A 15,811-nucleotide genomic window follows, 5' to 3' on the forward strand; every position below is an offset into this window, starting at 1 on the left:
GCCCCGCCCTGCATCAAGCCCGTTGCCGCATGGCCTCCAGGGCCACGCGCGGCAGGTGAAAGACGCCCGCCGCAGCCGAGGCCGCCGACAGCCACAGCAATACACCCGTCCACCACAGGGCCCAGACCCAGGCGTGGAAGTCGGCAGGTGCCGCCAGGGCTTCGGCCTGGATGGCAGGAAGGGCCACACCCGCCAGCCCCCGGGCACCCGCGAACCGCACGCAGGCTTCGCCCCAGACCCACGCCGCAAACGCCGCCAGGCTCACGGCCATCAGCACCAGAAACATCCGGGCCTGCCCCAGCCACTTGAGCGCCACCACGCTGACCACCAGCGCACCAAACGCCACCGCGATGGCGGCGCCCGCCAAAGGCTCCCGCGCCAGCGGCAGGCACACTGGCAAGGCCACCTGCACCGGCCACAGCGGCCAGGAAGCCCCCGCCCCCACCAGCCCGCGCCACATAGGCTGCCACGCATCCACCACCGCCAGCCCCACAGCCACCGCTGCCAGGCAGAACCCTCCGCCGTAACGCCAGGCGGAGCGCGGGTCTGCCAGCAAATCCCGCGGCGGGCCCCAGCGCCTGCGCAGCGTGCACACCAGAGCCCAGGCCCAGACACCGTCGGCCGCCAGCCAGACCAGCGCAGGCAGGCCCATCAGGCTGACAGGTGCACCCACAAACACCGGGGCCACGCCGTAGCACAGCGTGATGAACGCGTGCAGGCACACGCTTGCGCAGGCCGACACCAGCGCCAGCTGCTGCACCGTCCACTGGAACGGGCTCAGGCCCATCCTGGCGGCAAAGTCTTCGTCTGCCAGCAGGGGGCTGGGCTTTTTGACGGGAGGGAGGTGTTTGCGGCCACGCCGCCTTTGCCGCGCCATCGCCTGCGCTGCCAGTCTGTGCCTAGAGGGATCAGGCCCCGAACAGATCGGGATTGCCGCGCTGCGCCGGGGGCTGCAGCCCCAGGTGCCGGAACGCCGCCAGCGTGGCGATGCGCCCGCGCGGCGTGCGCTGCAGAAAGCCCTGCTGGATCAGGTAGGGCTCGATCACATCCTCAATCGTGCCCGCCTCTTCGCCAATGCTCGCGGCAATGTTGTCCAGCCCCACGGGGCCGCCATCAAAGCGGTGGATCACGGCTTCGAGCAGCTTGCGGTCCATCACGTCAAAACCTTGCGGGTCCACGTCAAGCATGGCGAGCGCCTTGTCGGCAATGGATTTGGTGATGCGGCCATCGCCCTTGACCTCGGCGTAGTCGCGCACGCGGCGCAATAGCCGGTTGGCAATGCGCGGCGTGCCACGCGAGCGGCGGGCAATCTCAAAGCCGCCTTCGTCGTCCATGGGCGCGTTCAGCAAGCCTGCGCTGCGCTTGACGATGCGCGCCAGCTCTTCGGCCGTGTAGAACTCCAGCCGCGCCACGATGCCAAACCGGTCGCGCAGCGGGTTGGTGAGCATGCCCGCACGCGTGGTGGCGCCCACCAGGGTGAAGGGCTGCAGGTCGAGCTTGATGCTGCGCGCGGCGGGCCCTTCGCCGATCATGATGTCGATCTGGTAGTCCTCCAGCGCCGGGTAGAGGATTTCCTCGACCACGGGCGAGAGGCGGTGGATCTCGTCGATGAAGAGGACGTCGTTTTTCTCCAGGTTGGTCAGCAGCGCCGCCAGGTCCTTGGGCTTTTCCAGCACCGGGCCGCTGGTCTGGCGCAGGTTCACCCCCAGCTCCGCCGCGATGATGTGGCTGAGCGTGGTCTTGCCCAGGCCCGGCGGGCCAAACAGCAGCACATGGTCCAGCGCCTCTTCGCGTTTCCTGGCCGCACCGATGAAGATTTCCAGCTGCTCCCGCGCCTTGGCCTGGCCCACGTACTCCTGCAGCAGCTTGGGCCGCAGGGCCCGCTCGATCGCCTCCTCTTGGGGGGAGCTGGGCGCTGCAGAGACAACGCGCTTGGTGGGGGCGGGGGCGAAATCGTCGGTTTGGATGGTCATGTGGGCTCGAGAATACTCATGGATTGAGCCACTGTTTCAGGGCATTGCGATACGCCACATCAAAGCGCCCATAGTGGTCGAGCCCCGCAGGTGTCTGACAGCTCGAAGCACCGCCGAACAACTGACCCACTACATACCGCTTGTCACCCAATGTGTGGAACAGGCCCGAGCCACTGCTGCCGCCCTCCGTCACGCCTTGCTGCCACCCCACGGTCAAGTACGTTCCATCGGAGGCATCGCTAGAAAAACAGGTGCCATTCGCACACATACTGAAACGCACCATCGTGCCAGAACTGAATTTCTGCAGATCACCCTTGGGGTGGTGAACGCCAGCCAACGTCTGGCCCGCAGTCAGGTTGCCGTAGTACGAACCGGCATAGACCACTCCTGCAGGTGGTGCAACGTTCAGCCGCATAAACGCGGTGTCTGTGGCTGCGGTTGCATGTAGCAGAGTGGCGCCGCCAATGCGGCGTTGCGTATCCGCGCCCACCACACCGGAATTGCATGCCGACGAGCGATAGAACCAGTCGGTCGTCAAGGATGACGCCTCCACCTGATTGGAAATGCAGTGGTTCGCGCTCAAGAGGTATGGTGTTCTGCTTGCGCCGATATCGTTGAGCAAAGTGCCGGTGCACAGGTACGTATTGGCATCGCGAACGAACAGCATGCGCGCCACGGAACGGCTCTGGCTCATGAACTCGGGCTTGCACATCACGTCCACCTCGCAACTCCCCGACTCACCCACCTTGCCAATGCCCTCGTGCGCCTCATCGGGCGAAACCACGTAGTGTGACAGGCGCGGCACAGCCAGCTTCACGCTGGACACTGCAGCCGCAGCGGGGATCTCCACCTCCACTGTCGTCTCGGGACCGCCGAAGTCCGGGCTCCAGTAGGTGCGCGCGGCTTCATCGAGCGCACCTGCCTGCAGATTGCGCTCAATGGAGGCCATCACCTCCTGGCCCGAAACCTCCATCACGGCGCCGCCCGCCTGCGCATAAAAGCGCAGCACGGCACCCGAGGGCAGCTCGCGCACAAGCACCCCCAGTCGCACGCCCCTGGCACCTTCCGAGGTGACGCTAAACGCCGCAGCGCGTGTGCCGCGCCCGGTACTCGTCCACCGCATCAGCGCAGACAGATCGGAGACCCCGACCAGCGCCGGGACATCGCGCGCCACACCAATGCGCGGCACATTCGCGCCAAGCGTCTCGGATTTGGCGAGCAGGCCGCCACCGGCCATCGGGCCCAGCACCACCCGTGCAATATCGCGCCCCGTGGGAACCGCGCGAGCAACAATCATGGCGTGTTTGGCCGCAATATCACCTGTGTCGTAAGGCTCAATTCGATCTGTGGGGGTGGGGGTGGGGGCTGGCGGGGGCGCTTCTGCCGTCCCTCCTCCGCCGCCTCCGCAACTCGCCATGGCCACCGCTGCAGCGGTGGCAGCCGCCAACCAGACAATCCGCGCCATTTGATGCACTTTCATTGAATATCCTCTCTTGTTCAAAAAATGTAGCTACTTCGCCAACGCCTTCAGCGCCATCTTGATCCCCTCACTCACCCCCACCTCCGCAGGCAGCGCCTTGAGCGCCGCAGCAGCCTCCTTGTCGTTGTAGCCCAAAGCCAACAGTGCCTGCAGGATGTCGGCCTGTGCATCACTGGTGGCAGCGTCACGCACTGTGCCCATGTCTGCGCCCAGCTTGCCCTTGAGTTCCAGCAACAGGCGCTCGGCCGTCTTCTTGCCGATGCCGGGCACTTTGACCAGGCGCCCCGCCTCCTGCAGCGAGATGGCCTGGGCCAGGTCGCCCACGCCCATGCCGCTCAGGATGGACAGCGCGGTGCGCGGGCCCACGCCCGATATCTTGATCAACTCCCGGAACGCCTGGCGCTCCTGCGCCGTGCCAAAACCATACAGCAGCTGCGCGTCCTCGCGCACAATGAACTGGGTGAGCAGGCTCACACGTTCGCCCACGGCGGGCAGGTTGTAGAAGGTGCTCATGGGCACATTCACCTCGTAGCCCACACCGTGGCAGTCCAGCAGCACCTCGGGGGGATTCTTCTCCAACAGGGTGCCGGTCAATTTGCCTATCATTGATGTCCTTTTGCCGGCGCCGGCGTGCCGCGCGGCACCGCCGCGTGGCCTCGTCATGTGGCCGTTTCTATTGCCTGACGGGAATTATCAGCGTGATCCTGCGCCACACCTTCACTCCCCACAACAATACCCGGCTCACCTACCTGTGTGGCCCGGCCGATGCGCACCTGCGCACCATCGAAGAGGCGCTGCAGGTCAGCATTGCGCACCGGCACGAACAGTTCAAGGTGGACGGCCCCAAGGCCAAGGCCACGCAGGCCATGGAGCTGCTGCAGGCCCTGTACGAGATCGCCGAGCGCCCCATCCCCGAAGACCATATCCAGCTGATGCTGGCAGGCGACAGCGAGCTGCTGGAAGCGCCGGACGACGCCATCGTGCTCAACACGCGCCGGGCCGACCTGCGCGGGCGCACCCCCACACAGAACCTGTACCTGCAGAACATCGCCACGCACGACATCACCTTCGGCATCGGCCCCGCAGGCACGGGCAAGACCTACCTGGCCGTGGCCAGCGCCGTGGATGCGCTGGAGCGCAGCGGCGTGCAGCGCATCGTGCTGACCCGCCCGGCCGTGGAGGCGGGCGAGCGCCTGGGCTTCCTGCCCGGCGATCTGGCGCAGAAGGTAGACCCCTACCTGCGCCCGCTGTACGACGCGCTGTACGAACTGATGGGGCACGACAAGGTGCAAAAGGCCTTTGAGCGCAACGCCATCGAGATCGCGCCACTGGCCTTTATGCGCGGGCGCACGCTGAACAACGCCTTCGTGATCCTGGACGAGGCCCAGAACACCACGCCCGAGCAGATGAAGATGTTCCTCACCCGCATCGGTTTCGGCTCGCGCGCCGTGGTCACGGGCGACGTAAGCCAGATCGACCTGCCCAAGGGCGCGATGAGCGGCCTGGTGGACGCCGAACGGGTCTTGAAGCGCGTCAAGGGCATCGCCGTCACGCACTTCACCAGCGCCGACGTGGTGCGCCACCCGCTGGTCGCCCGCATCGTGGACGCCTACGATGCCCCGCGCCGCGCTGCAGCTACGCGCAGTCGCGAGTAAAGCTATTATTTTTATAGCTGACAAGCCTTGCCTGTTAGGCGGCAGCAGCCCAAAAATCCTCACAATGCCATTGAACCAACTCTCCCTGTCGCTGCAATTTGGCGCCTTCGACGGCGCGGCAGCACACCGCGCCGTGCTCCCGCGCCACAAGGTCACGCGCTGGATCCGCCACGCCCTGGCCACCGACGCCGAGATCACCGTGCGCATCGTGGGTGCCGACGAAGGCCAGCAGCTCAACCGCGAGTACCGCCACAAGGACTACGCCACCAACGTGCTCACGTTCGACTACACCCAGGAGCCCGTGGTGACGGCCGACCTGGTGCTCTGCGCCCCGGTGATCGAGCGCGAAGCGAAAGAGCAGAACAAGAGCCTGGAAGAGCACTACGCCCACATGCTGGTGCATGGCACGCTGCACGCCCAGGGCTGGGACCACGAAACCAGCGAGGCCGATGCCGAGGAGATGGAGGCGTACGAGACGGCCATCCTGCAAGAGCTTGGGTTTGCAGACCCGTACGCGCAATAGCCATTGCACGTCCATGTGGCCCACACGGCAGGGGGTGACATGGCCATTTTTGCCCCCCTTTTGGGCAAAACACCTTTGTGCGGCGGCGGCCGGTTCCATGCCGGATAGCCGCGCCACAGTCACTAACATCGGAAGGCTAGCGCCTGTGCCGCCATCTTCCGACCCGAGACATGTTCGAAACTGCCCTGCTGCTCACCGCCGCCTTCGTCGCCGGCGCTCTCAATGCCGTCGCCGGTGGCGGCAGTTTTCTGACGCTCCCCGCCCTCGTCTTCACCGGCGTGCCGCCGGTGGTCGCCAATGCCACGGGCACGGTGGCGCTGCTGCCGGGTTACGTGGCGGGGGCCTGGGGGTTCCGGGAGGACACCGCGCCGCCGCCGGGGCTGTCGATGCGGCTGCTGGTGGTGTTGTCGCTCATCGGTGGCGCGGCGGGGGCGGCGCTGCTGCTGGTCACGCCCGATGCCACTTTCCGCCGCGTAGTGCCCTGGCTGCTGCTGGCGGCCACGGCGTTGTTTGCGTTCGGGCCGCAGTTGCGCCGGATGCTGGCGGGCGGCACGCCGTCCGCCGCCAAGGCCACCGTGGGCGTGCTGGCGGTGGCGGCCTATGGCGGGTACTTCAACGGGGGGCTGGGCATCCTGCTGCTGGCGCTGTTCGGCCTGCTGGGGCAGACCAACCTGAACGCCATGAACGGCCTCAAGAACTGGGTGTCGGCACTGCTCACCGCCATTGCCGTCGCGATCTATGCGGCCGGTGGCGTGGTGCAGTGGCCAGCTGCGCTGATGATGATGGCGGCGGCCACCGCAGGCGGCTATGGCGGTGCACGCGTGGCGCGGCGCATTCCGGCCGACTGGCTGCGCGGCGGCATTGTGCTGACGGGGCTGGTGATGGCAGGGCTGTTCTTCTGGCGGCAGTAGCCCCCGGGGCTGGAATAACGGGCCAAAATGGCCGCTACCGCTCGCCCATCAAGCGGTTTCAGCTATCAATTTTGACAACCATCACGCCACTGCAGGCGCGATGCGCAGCGGTATGGTCACCGGCCCGTCGTTGACCAGGTGCACCTGCATGTCGGCCGCAAACTGGCCCGTGGCCACCACGGGGTGGGCCTGGCGGGCCTGGGCCACAAAGTAGTCGTACAGGCGGCGCCCCTCGTCGGGTGCAGCGGCCTGGGTGAAGCTGGGGCGGTTGCCCCCGGTAGTGTCGGCGGCCAGGGTGAACTGGCTCACCAGCAGCAGGCCACCGCCTATGTCCTGCACGCTTTTGTTCATCTTGCCCGCGTCGTCCGAAAAGATGCGCAGCTTGAGGAGCTTGGCCAGCAGCTTGTTGGCCTCGGCCTCGGTGTCGCCGCGTTCGGCACACACCAGCACCAAAAGGCCCGCGCCGATGGCGCCCACGGTCTGCCCGTCCACTTCCACGCGCGCCTCGCGCACACGTTGCACAACACTGATCACTTCACGGCTTCCTTCACATCGTCACGGGGGTCGTCAAAATGCGCTTCCACGTCGCTGGGCAGCAGCTCGATGGTGGCACGCAGGCCGGGCACGGCGGTCATCAGCGCGCGCTCGACCTGGCCACGCAGTTCGGCGGCGTGGCGCAGGGTCCAGTCGGCGGGCATGTGCAGGTGCATGTCCACAAACTGGCGCTGGCCCGCGCGGCGGGTGGAGACATGGTCGAACCGCACGGCGCCCGGTGCCTGGGCCGCCAGAAACTGCTGCAGCGTGGCGTCGATGGTGGCCTGCACCTCAGGCTCGACCGCCGAATCCATGAGGCCCTGGGACGATCTCCACACCAGCTCCACGCCTTCTTTCAGAATGTTCAGGGCCACGGCAATCGCCGCCACGGCATCCAGCCACAGCCAGCCGGTCAGGGCCGCGCCCGCGATGCCCACCAGCACACCGGCCGAGGTCCACACATCCGTGACCAGGTGGCGTGCATCGGCCTCCAGCGCGATGGAGCGGTGCTCGCGCGCCGACCGGAACATCACCCAGGCCAGCAGCCCGTTGAGGGCCGAGCTGAGCACCGACAGGCCCAGGCCCCAGCCCACCTGCTCGATGGGCTGCGGGTCGAACAGGCGGTGCCCCGCCGCCCACAGGATGCCCGCCGACACGCCCATGATGAGGATGCCCTCGAACCCCGAAGAAAAGTATTCGGCCTTGTGGTGGCCGTAGGGGTGGTCGTCATCGGCTGGCCGTGCCGCCACCGTCACCATGGCCAGCGCAAACATGGCGCTGGCCAGGTTCACGAAGGACTCCATCGCGTCCGACAGCAAGCCCACCGAGCCCGTGACCACCCAGGCCAAGGTCTTGAGCGCGATGGTGACCACCGCCACGGCCACCGAGGCCCACAGCAGGTTGCGGGGCGAGAGCCAGGGGTGGGATGTGGGAGCAGCAGCGGACATGAAGGGGGCGCGAAGGAGCGGCAGCTAGTCGTGTCGGGAATTACACCAGAGCCACCTTAAGCTCTGTTCAGCCAGCGATCCACACCCCGGCTGCGGGGGGATGCCCTGAGCAGCCCCCATGCCAGAATCCGCGCATGCTCCCCGCCTGGCGCCCTCTGTTGCGACATACGCCCCACCTGCCCAGCCTGGTGGTGTGGGCGCTGGTCGCCTGCGCGGGGTGCAGCTGGCTGGCGCTCAACCGCCTGCAGCAGCTGCACGCAGCGTTCGAAACCGACGCGCGCATCGTGCACCGGCTGCTGAGTCAGCGTGTGGTGCAGCACGACGCGATCCTCGCCACCCTGGCCCTGCTGCAGCCCTCGGCGCCCGACCAGGGCAGTGCAGCCGATGCCACCCTGCCCCGCCTGCCCTCGGTATACCCGCAGATCCTGTCGGTGCTGCAGCGGCCCGGGGGCGCGGGAAGCTGGCCGGGCACACTGCAGGCGCCGCTCTCGGCGGCCGAGGCCGCCTCACGCCGCTCCGGGCATGCCGAGATGGCGCTGGTGGACCTGCCCGCCGGCCGTTTCCATCTGGTGCTGGCCAGCACCCCGGCCAGCCACGCGCTACAGATCGACCTGCGCACCACCGTGCCGCAGGACGAATGGCCGATGGACATGGCCACCAGCCCGGTGCGGGTCACCCTGGAACAGGGCGGCGCCGCCTTTGTGGTGCAGCCGGGCCGCGTGGGCGAGGGGTTGGGCTGGTCGTATGCCTTCCACAAACTGCTGGCCGCGCCCAGCCAGCCGCTGGACGTGGTGGCGCGGCGCACGGTGGGGCTGGCCGAGCTGCCCTGGCTGGCCATGCTGGGCTGGTGCGTGTTCACCGCCGCGCTGTGGGGCGGTGGCCTGGCCTGGTGGCGCCAGCGCATAGCGCGCCAGCGGGCCGAGGAGCTGCTGCGCCTGGGCCAGGTGGCGCGGCTGAACACGCTGGGCGAGCTGGCTGCGGGCATGGCCCACGAGCTGAACCAGCCGCTGACCGCACTGCTGTCGAGCACGCAGGCCGCCCAGCGCCTGCTGGCCGACGACCCGCCCGATCTCGACACCGCGCAGACCGCCATGGCCCGCGCCGTGGAGCAGGCGCGCCGCGCATCCACCGTGGTGGGCCGCCTGCGCCGCCTGGTGGAGCGCCCTGAACTGGCGGGCCAGGCCCAGCCGCTGGCGCTGGCCACCGCCGTGCAGGATGTGCTGCACCTGCTGGAGCCCGAAATGGCGCAGCGCGGCGTGGTGCCCACGGTCTCCATCGCGCCCGACCTGCCCGCCGTGCTGGCCGAGCCCGTGGCCCTGCAGCAGATCGTGCACAACCTGCTGATGAACGCGCTGCAGGCGCTGGACCAGGTGCCCCAGGCCGAGCGCCAGCTGGCGCTGCGCCTGTGGATGCCGGACGCCGCGCATGGAGCCCTGTCGGTGCGCGACCACGGCCCCGGCGTGCCGCCCGAGGCGCGCGCGCACCTGTTCGAGCCGTTCTACACCACGCGCAGCGGTGGGCTGGGCCTGGGCCTCACGCTGTGCGAGAGCCTGGCCCAGGCCATGGGCGCCAGCCTGGCCCTGGCGCCCGCCGACCCCGCGGTGCGGGGCGCGGAATTCCTGCTCGTGCTGCCTGCGGCGCCCGACACGCCCGCGCCCTCCTCCATGCCATGACCGACGCCGCCCACTCCCTCTCCCCCCTGATCCACCTGGTGGATGACGATGCCGCCGTGCGCGAGGGCCTCTCCCTGCTCATCAGCACCGTGGGCCTGCGCGTGCAGGCCTGGGCCGACCCGCAGTCCTTCATGGCCGGGTTTGACCGCGCCAGCATCGGCGCCATCGTGCTCGATGTGCGCATGCCCGGCATCAGTGGCCTGACGGTGCTGGAGCAGCTGCTGACGCAGGGTGTGGACCAGCCCGTGATCCTGCTCACCGGCCACGGCACGGTGGAGATGTGCCGCCGTGCGTTCAAGACCGGCGCGGCCGAGTTTCTGGAAAAGCCGGTGGACGACGAAGTGCTGATCGAAGCCCTGCAGAATGCCGTGCGCCAGCATGTGCGCTCGCGCGAGCGCCACCAGGCCGACCAGCAGGCGCGCGAGCGTTTTGCGCAGCTCTCGGCCCGTGAGCGCGAGGTGCTGGGGCTGATCGTGGAGGGGCTGACCAACAAGGAAATCGGCCGGGCGCTGGAGCTGTCGCCGCGCACGGTGGAGACGCACCGTGCCAACCTGTTTGCCAAGCTGGGCGCGGAATCGCTGGCGCAGCTGATCCGGCGGTATGCGGCGCTGGTGGATGCGGCATCCTGAATCAGTCTGCAAAGGCCTTCCGTAGTTTTACGGAGGCCCGCGCGTAGCCGCCCGAATGGCTGAAAACGGCGCCAGTTTTTACAGTTCTCCCACGGCGCCACAAAGGGTGGCACCGATCTCAAAAACACCGGAGAACACCATGCACAACCGCCTCGCATCCGCCGCCGCCCTCACCCTGTCCCTGATCGCCACCGCTGCCAGCGCCGAAGGCGTGCGCACCGAAAAGAACATGTCGCTGGACCTGGCCAACCAGATCGCCGCGCAAACCGTGGCCACCTGCACCGCCAACGGCTACAACGTGACCGCCACCGTGGTGGACCGTGCGGGCTCCGTGCGCGCCGTGCAGCGTGCCGACAACGCCGGCCCGCACACGCTGGAAGCCAGCCGCCTGAAGGCCTACACCTCGGCATCGGCCAAGAACACCACGCTGGCCATGATGGAAGGCGCACAGAAGAACCCCGCAGCGGCCAACCTGGTCAACATCCCCGGCTACCTGCTGCTGGGCGGCGGCGTGCCCGTGAAGGTGGGCAACGAAGTCATCGGCGCCGTGGGCGTGGGCGGTGCACCCGGCGGCCACCTGGACGAGCAGTGCGCCGTGGCGGGCATCGCCAAGGTGCAGGACTTGCTGAAGTAATCAGCCGCCCTCACCCGCAACGCGAGTTATCGGAGGCCCCCATGAAGCCGTGGAATCTTGTTTTCGCCCTGGCCGCCGCACTGGCCTGTGCCACCCCGGCCCAGGCCCAGGTGCCTCCCACGGCGGCCGAAACCACTGCCTACCAGGGCCTGCATGCCGCTGCGGCGCGGGGCGATATGCCCGCGCTTGCCAAGCTGATCGCGGCAAGGGCCGACGTGAATGCCCGCGATGGCTACGGCCGCACGCCACTGCATGTGGCGACCTTTGCCCGGCAGGCCGATGCCATCCGCGCCCTTGCCCAGGCCGGGGCCGACCTGAATGCGCTGGAGAACGACCGCTACGACGCCGTGACCATCGCCGCCGTGGCCGACGACGAGGCCACGCTGCGCCTGCTGCTGCAGCTGGGTGCCAGCGCCAAACAGGTGACCAGCCGCTACGACGGCACGGCCCTGATCGCCGCCGCCCACCTGGGGCACGACGGCGTGGTGCGCCAGCTGATTGCCGCCGGGGCGCCGCTGGACCATGTGAACAACCTGCACTGGACGGCGCTCATCGAATCCATCGTGCTGGGCAACGGCGGCCCGCGCCACCAGGCCACGCTGCAGGCGTTGCTGCAGGCGGGCGCCAGCTACGCGCTGACCGACCGGCAGGGCAACACGCCCCTGCAGCTGGCACGCCAGCGGGGCTACGGCGCCATGGTGCAGATGCTGCAGGCGGCGGGCGCGGTCAAGTGAGGGGCAGGGTTGGCGAGAGCACCGGGCCAGCCCGCAGTTCGTGGCCCGACAGGCCCCTGGACCCACGGCCCGCGCACAATCTGTGAACGGCCGCGCTGCACCGCGCCACCCGGCCCAAGCAGTATCAAATCAATAGCTTGTCAGGCTTACTGGACGCGCGGTAACGGCCAATTTCATTCAAAGCTTTCGTTGCCCAGCACCAGGCGCGCCTTCACGCTCTTGCCCTTGACGCGCCCGCTGTTGAGCCGCTGCACGGCCTGTGCGCCAATCGCACGGTCCACGGCCACGTAGGTCGAGAAGTCGTTCACATTGATCTTGCCCACCTGCTCGCGGGTGTAGCCCATGTCGCCGGTCAGCGCACCCAGCACATCGCCCGCGCGGATCTTCTCCTTGCGGCCCCCGATGATCTGGATGGTGATCATGGGCGGCACCAGCGGGCCGTTGCCCGTAGGCGTGAGGTCGGCCAGCGGGAACCAGCGCGACTCGCGGCCCTGCAAGTGCTCGATCTTGCCCACGCTGCCCATCTCGTCCATGCTGGCCAGGTTCAGCGCCAGGCCTTCGGCATCGCCCCGACCGGTGCGGCCGATGCGGTGGATGTGCACTTCGGGGTCGGGCGTCACGTCCACGTTGATCACGGCGGCCAGGTTCGCAATGTCCAGCCCGCGCGCGGCCACATCGGTGGCCACCAGCACCGAGCAACTCTTGTTGGCAAACTGCACCAGCACCTGGTCGCGCTCGCGCTGCTCCAGCTCGCCAAACAACGCCAGCGCGCTGAAACCCTGCGCCTGCAGCACGCCCACCAGGTCGCGGCACTGCTGCTTGGTGTTGCAGAACGCAATGGACGAGTCGGGGCGGAAGTGGTTGAGCAGTTGCGACACCACATGCAGGCGCTCGCTGTTCTTCACCTCGTACCAGCGCTGCTCGATCTTGCCTTCGGCATGCTGCGCCTGCACGGTGATCTGCTGCGGGCTTTTCATGAACTGCGCACTGAGCTTGGCAATGCCCTCGGGGTAGGTGGCCGAGAACAGCAGGGTCTGGCGCTCTTTGGGGCATTGGCGCGCCACGGTCACGATGTCGTCGAAGAAGCCCATGTCCAGCATGCGGTCGGCTTCGTCCAGCACCAGGGTGTTGAGCGCTTCCAGCGTGAGGTGCTGGCGCTCCAGGTGGTCCATCACCCGGCCGGGTGTGCCCACCACGATGTGCGCACCATGCTCCAGGCTCAGCATCTGGCCGCGCAGCGGCACGCCACCGCACAGGGTCACGACCTTGATGTTTTCTTCGGCGCGCGCCAGGCGGCGGATCTCGGTGGTCACCTGGTCGGCCAGCTCGCGCGTGGGGCACAGCACCAGGGCCTGCACCGCAAAACGGCGGGGGTTGAGGTTGGCCAGCAGCGCCAGCGCAAACGCGGCCGTCTTGCCGCTGCCGGTGCTGGCCTGGGCGATCAGGTCCTTGCCGAGCAGCGCGGGAGGCAGGCTGGCGGCCTGGATGGGGGTCATGGTGGTGTAGCCCAGCTGCTGCAGGTTGGCCAGCATGGCGGGGCTCAGGGCCAGCGTGCGGAAATCGGTGCTGGCGGGGGTTTCTTTGGAGGTCATGGCCCGATTATCCGGTCCGGGGTATCCGGGCAACTACCTTACGCCCCCGTCAGGGGTATCGGCTATAACCATTGGACACGCACCGAGTGGGACATGCCAGATTCATCCAACGCAGCCAACGCCCCGGGCCAGGGAGGCTCCAGCGACTCGCTGCTGCGCCTGATCGCCGACTCGGTGCCGGCGCTGATGGCCTACTACGACCTGCCCGGCCTGCGCTGCCAGTTTGCCAACCAGGGCTACGCTGCCTACAACGGCCACAGCACCGAATCCATCCTGGGCCTCACCGTGCAGGAGGCCATTGGCGACAAGGCCTGGCAGGCGATCGAGCCGCATGTGGAGCGCTGCGCGCAGGGCGCGCGCGTGAAGTACACCCGCGAGCAGACCCTGCCCAACGGTGAGACGCGGATGATCGAGGTCACCCTGATCCCGCATTTTGGCGACGCGGGGCAGCAGCTCGGCTCGTTCGTGCTCATCACCGACATCACCGAGCGCTGGCGCGCGGAGCGCGAGGTGCGCCAGAGCGAAGAGCGCATGCGCAAGTTCACCGAGGCCACGGACGAAGCCATCGTGTTCCACCGCGACGGCCTCATCACCGACGGCAACGAGGCACTCACCCGGCTCACGGGCTACAGCCTGCAGGAAGTCATCGGCCTGTCGATCTTCAACTTCATCAGCCCCGAGTGGCGCGCCACTGCGCTCGAATACACCCGCAGCGGCCGCGAAGACCCTTACGAGGTCACCATCCGCCACAAGGACGGCCACGCGATCCCGGTCGAAGTGGTCGGCAAGACCATGCCCCGGCACCATGCGGACTACCGCATCGTGGTGGTGCGCGACATCACCGCCCGGAAGCAGGCCCAGGAGCGCGAGGCCTTCATCGCGCTGCACGACACCCTCACACAGCTGCCCAACCGGCATTTCCTCATGGAGCAGCTGTCGCAGGTGCTGTCGCTCGCCCGCAGGCGCCACGGCCGTGCGGCCGTGCTGTTTGTGAACCTGGACCATTTCAAGACCGTGAACGACTCGCTGGGCCACCACGCAGGCGACCAGCTGCTGCGCAACGTGGCCGAGCGCCTGCGCCAGGGCGTGCGCGATGCCGACGTGGTGGCGCGGCTGGGCGGCGACGAGTTTGTGGTGGTGCTGACCGACGTGCAAAGCCAGGACGACGTGGCCATGGTGGCCGACAAGCTGCTGGCCTCCATGCACGGCGTGTTCACGGTGGACCAGCTGCCGCTCACCATCTCGCCCTCCATCGGCATCAGCCTCTTCCCGGACCATGGCGGCAGCGCCGATGTGCTGCTGCGCTGCGCCGATGCGGCCATGCACCACGCCAAGGAAAGCGGGCGCGGCAACCGCCAGTTCTATGTCTCCAGCATGGATGCCAGCGCACTGGACGTGCTGCAGCAAGAGCGTCAGCTGCGCGAGGCCATTGCCCACAACCACTTCGTTCTGCACTACCAGCCCCAGATCTGCCTAGCCGACGGCACCCTCCAAGGCCTGGAGGCGCTCGTGCGCTGGCGCCACCCGGAGCGCGGGCTGGTGGGCCCGGACGAATTCATCACCTTCTCGGAATCGCGCGGCCTCATCACCCCCATCGGGCGCTGGGTGATGCGCGAGGCCTGCCGCCAGCTCAAGGCCTGGCAGGACCAGGGCCTGGCCCTGGTGCCCATGGCCGTGAACTTCTCGGCCCTGGAATTCCGCCAGCGCGACGTGGCCGCTGAAATCGCCGCCGTCCTGCTCGAAACCGGCCTCGCGCCCCAGTACCTGGAGATCGAGCTGACAGAGTCTGTGCTCATGCATCAGACCGGCCAGGTGCTGGGCACCCTCAACGCCCTCAAGGCCCTGGGCGTCGGCATCTCCATCGACGACTTCGGCACGGGCTATTCATCGCTGGCCTACCTCAAGCGCTACCCCATCGACAAACTCAAGATCGACCGCTCCTTCGTCGCCGACACCCCCGGCAACTCCGACGACGTGGCCATCGTCACCGCCATCATCCAGATGGGCCGCAGCCTGCAGCTCAAAACCGTGGCCGAAGGGGTGGAAACACAGGCACAGATCGATCTGCTGGCGGGGCTGGGGTGTGACCTGATGCAGGGGTTTGTGGTGGCGATGCCGATGGATGGGGAGACGGCGAGGGTGTGGCTGACGAATCACGGGGTCGAGCAATAAGTGCCCAAGTATCTGAGCGTGTTGATCGTCCGGTACTCACGATTTCGCGAAACTTGCTGTTGACCTCGCGCAGTTGAGCAGCTTCAAGGTGATGCACCATCGCAGGGTGATGGTGCGCAGATTTGCGTGGTTGGAGAAAAACAGGAGTATCTGGAAAAACTACGAAAGGTTGTTTAACACAAATCGCCGTCCGCCCACTTCGCGCCCTTAGGGTTGTCCTCCATAACCCTCGCGAGTCAGTGGTAGCGCGGATCGGGATGGGCCGCAAGGCGACTTTTTACAGCCAATAGTGCGGCTATTGGCAAGAAAAGCAACGCAGCGGGCCGCCCAAGACCGCGCTATCACGGACCGCAG

General features: G+C 67.6%; 15 protein-coding genes. 8 read left to right on the forward strand and 7 right to left on the reverse strand.

Annotated features, from left to right (window positions below; translation table 11 throughout):
• Positions 1–13: 13 nt before the first annotated feature.
• From CBY09_RS09945 to ruvA, 4 genes are all read right to left on the reverse strand, one after another.
• Positions 14–787: a hypothetical protein gene (locus CBY09_RS09945; RefSeq protein ID WP_094289023.1), complete on the reverse strand. Its 774-nt coding sequence runs from the start codon at positions 785–787 to the stop codon at positions 14–16.
• Positions 788–908: 121 nt separating this feature from the next.
• Entirely contained in the window at positions 909–1,973 is a 1,065-nt protein-coding gene (gene ruvB, locus CBY09_RS09950; protein WP_094289025.1) for a Holliday junction branch migration DNA helicase RuvB, read from the reverse strand.
• Positions 1,974–1,989: 16 nt separating this feature from the next.
• Positions 1,990–3,453 carry a trypsin-like serine peptidase gene (locus CBY09_RS09955; protein WP_240515661.1) on the reverse strand — a complete coding sequence of 488 codons (1,464 nt, stop codon included), beginning with the start codon at positions 3,451–3,453 and terminating at the stop codon, positions 1,990–1,992.
• A 30-nt stretch (positions 3,454–3,483) separates the two neighbouring features.
• Positions 3,484–4,059, reverse strand: a complete 576-nt coding sequence (ruvA, locus tag CBY09_RS09960) for a Holliday junction branch migration protein RuvA (protein ID WP_094289027.1) — start codon at positions 4,057–4,059, stop codon at positions 3,484–3,486.
• Between the two features lie 92 nt (positions 4,060–4,151).
• On the opposite strand from ruvA, the gene CBY09_RS09965 reads away from it, so the two are divergent.
• The 3 genes from CBY09_RS09965 to CBY09_RS09975 all read left to right on the forward strand — a co-directional run bounded on the left by CBY09_RS09965 (position 4,152) and on the right by CBY09_RS09975 (position 6,542).
• On the forward strand, positions 4,152–5,108 hold the full coding sequence (locus tag CBY09_RS09965) for a PhoH family protein (protein ID WP_094289029.1): 957 nt from the start codon (positions 4,152–4,154) through the stop codon (positions 5,106–5,108).
• A gap of 64 nt (positions 5,109–5,172) precedes the next feature.
• Complete coding sequence (gene ybeY / locus CBY09_RS09970; protein ID WP_094289031.1) at positions 5,173–5,631, forward strand: rRNA maturation RNase YbeY; 459 nt, start codon at positions 5,173–5,175, stop codon at positions 5,629–5,631.
• A 170-nt stretch (positions 5,632–5,801) separates the two neighbouring features.
• Positions 5,802–6,542, forward strand: coding sequence for a sulfite exporter TauE/SafE family protein (locus tag CBY09_RS09975; RefSeq protein ID WP_094289033.1), 741 nt, complete (start codon positions 5,802–5,804; stop codon positions 6,540–6,542).
• A gap of 81 nt (positions 6,543–6,623) precedes the next feature.
• Here CBY09_RS09975 and dtd read toward each other — a convergent pair whose 3' ends face one another.
• Both dtd and CBY09_RS09985 read right to left on the reverse strand, forming a co-directional pair.
• On the reverse strand, positions 6,624–7,076 hold the full coding sequence (gene dtd, locus CBY09_RS09980; RefSeq protein WP_094289035.1) for a D-aminoacyl-tRNA deacylase: 453 nt from the start codon (positions 7,074–7,076) through the stop codon (positions 6,624–6,626).
• Complete coding sequence (locus CBY09_RS09985; protein WP_094289037.1) at positions 7,073–8,023, reverse strand: cation diffusion facilitator family transporter; 951 nt, start codon at positions 8,021–8,023, stop codon at positions 7,073–7,075. The genes dtd and CBY09_RS09985 overlap by 4 nt, the downstream gene beginning before the upstream one ends.
• 134 nt (positions 8,024–8,157) lie before the next feature.
• On the opposite strand from CBY09_RS09985, the gene CBY09_RS09990 reads away from it, so the two are divergent.
• The 4 genes from CBY09_RS09990 to CBY09_RS10005 all read left to right on the forward strand — a co-directional run bounded on the left by CBY09_RS09990 (position 8,158) and on the right by CBY09_RS10005 (position 11,693).
• Positions 8,158–9,696 carry a sensor histidine kinase gene (locus tag CBY09_RS09990; RefSeq protein WP_094289039.1) on the forward strand — a complete coding sequence of 513 codons (1,539 nt, stop codon included), beginning with the start codon at positions 8,158–8,160 and terminating at the stop codon, positions 9,694–9,696.
• Positions 9,693–10,325: a response regulator transcription factor gene (locus CBY09_RS09995; protein WP_094289041.1), complete on the forward strand. Its 633-nt coding sequence runs from the start codon at positions 9,693–9,695 to the stop codon at positions 10,323–10,325. The genes CBY09_RS09990 and CBY09_RS09995 overlap by 4 nt, the downstream gene beginning before the upstream one ends.
• Before the next feature lie 139 nt (positions 10,326–10,464).
• Positions 10,465–10,959, forward strand: coding sequence for a GlcG/HbpS family heme-binding protein (locus tag CBY09_RS10000; RefSeq protein ID WP_094289414.1), 495 nt, complete (start codon positions 10,465–10,467; stop codon positions 10,957–10,959).
• A 41-nt stretch (positions 10,960–11,000) separates the two neighbouring features.
• Positions 11,001–11,693, forward strand: coding sequence for an ankyrin repeat domain-containing protein (locus tag CBY09_RS10005; RefSeq protein WP_094289044.1), 693 nt, complete (start codon positions 11,001–11,003; stop codon positions 11,691–11,693).
• 173 nt (positions 11,694–11,866) lie between these two features.
• On the opposite strand, the gene dbpA is transcribed toward CBY09_RS10005, so the two are convergent.
• Positions 11,867–13,285 (reverse strand): ATP-dependent RNA helicase DbpA, encoded by a 1,419-nt coding sequence (dbpA, locus tag CBY09_RS10010; RefSeq protein ID WP_094289046.1) that lies wholly within the window; start codon positions 13,283–13,285, stop codon positions 11,867–11,869.
• A gap of 93 nt (positions 13,286–13,378) precedes the next feature.
• Between dbpA and CBY09_RS10015 the strand changes: the two genes are divergently transcribed.
• A complete protein-coding gene (locus CBY09_RS10015) occupies positions 13,379–15,457 on the forward strand; it encodes a putative bifunctional diguanylate cyclase/phosphodiesterase (RefSeq protein ID WP_094289048.1) in 2,079 nt (692 codons plus the stop codon).
• Positions 15,458–15,811: the final 354 nt, after the last annotated feature.

It is taken from the genome of Acidovorax kalamii (assembly GCF_002245625.1).
Classification (GTDB): domain Bacteria; phylum Pseudomonadota; class Gammaproteobacteria; order Burkholderiales; family Burkholderiaceae_C; genus Acidovorax; species Acidovorax kalamii.

What these genes read in the sequence shown, in the direction of transcription:
- CBY09_RS09945 (WP_094289023.1), bottom strand. Translation starts at nt 787, where the DNA reads ATGGGCCTGAGCCCGTTCCAGTGGACGGTGCAGCAGCTGGCGCTGGTG.
- ruvB (WP_094289025.1), bottom strand. Translation starts at nt 1,973, where the DNA reads ATGACCATCCAAACCGACGATTTCGCCCCCGCCCCCACCAAGCGCGTT.
- CBY09_RS09955 (WP_240515661.1), bottom strand. Translation starts at nt 3,453, where the DNA reads ATGAAAGTGCATCAAATGGCGCGGATTGTCTGGTTGGCGGCTGCCACC.
- ruvA (WP_094289027.1), bottom strand. Translation starts at nt 4,059, where the DNA reads ATGATAGGCAAATTGACCGGCACCCTGTTGGAGAAGAATCCCCCCGAG.
- ybeY (WP_094289031.1), top strand. Translation starts at nt 5,173, where the DNA reads ATGCCATTGAACCAACTCTCCCTGTCGCTGCAATTTGGCGCCTTCGAC.
- CBY09_RS09975 (WP_094289033.1), top strand. Translation starts at nt 5,802, where the DNA reads ATGTTCGAAACTGCCCTGCTGCTCACCGCCGCCTTCGTCGCCGGCGCT.
- CBY09_RS09985 (WP_094289037.1), bottom strand. Translation starts at nt 8,023, where the DNA reads ATGTCCGCTGCTGCTCCCACATCCCACCCCTGGCTCTCGCCCCGCAAC.
- CBY09_RS09990 (WP_094289039.1), top strand. Translation starts at nt 8,158, where the DNA reads ATGCTCCCCGCCTGGCGCCCTCTGTTGCGACATACGCCCCACCTGCCC.
- CBY09_RS09995 (WP_094289041.1), top strand. Translation starts at nt 9,693, where the DNA reads ATGACCGACGCCGCCCACTCCCTCTCCCCCCTGATCCACCTGGTGGAT.
- CBY09_RS10000 (WP_094289414.1), top strand. Translation starts at nt 10,465, where the DNA reads ATGCACAACCGCCTCGCATCCGCCGCCGCCCTCACCCTGTCCCTGATC.
- CBY09_RS10005 (WP_094289044.1), top strand. Translation starts at nt 11,001, where the DNA reads ATGAAGCCGTGGAATCTTGTTTTCGCCCTGGCCGCCGCACTGGCCTGT.
- dbpA (WP_094289046.1), bottom strand. Translation starts at nt 13,285, where the DNA reads ATGACCTCCAAAGAAACCCCCGCCAGCACCGATTTCCGCACGCTGGCC.
- CBY09_RS10015 (WP_094289048.1), top strand. Translation starts at nt 13,379, where the DNA reads ATGCCAGATTCATCCAACGCAGCCAACGCCCCGGGCCAGGGAGGCTCC.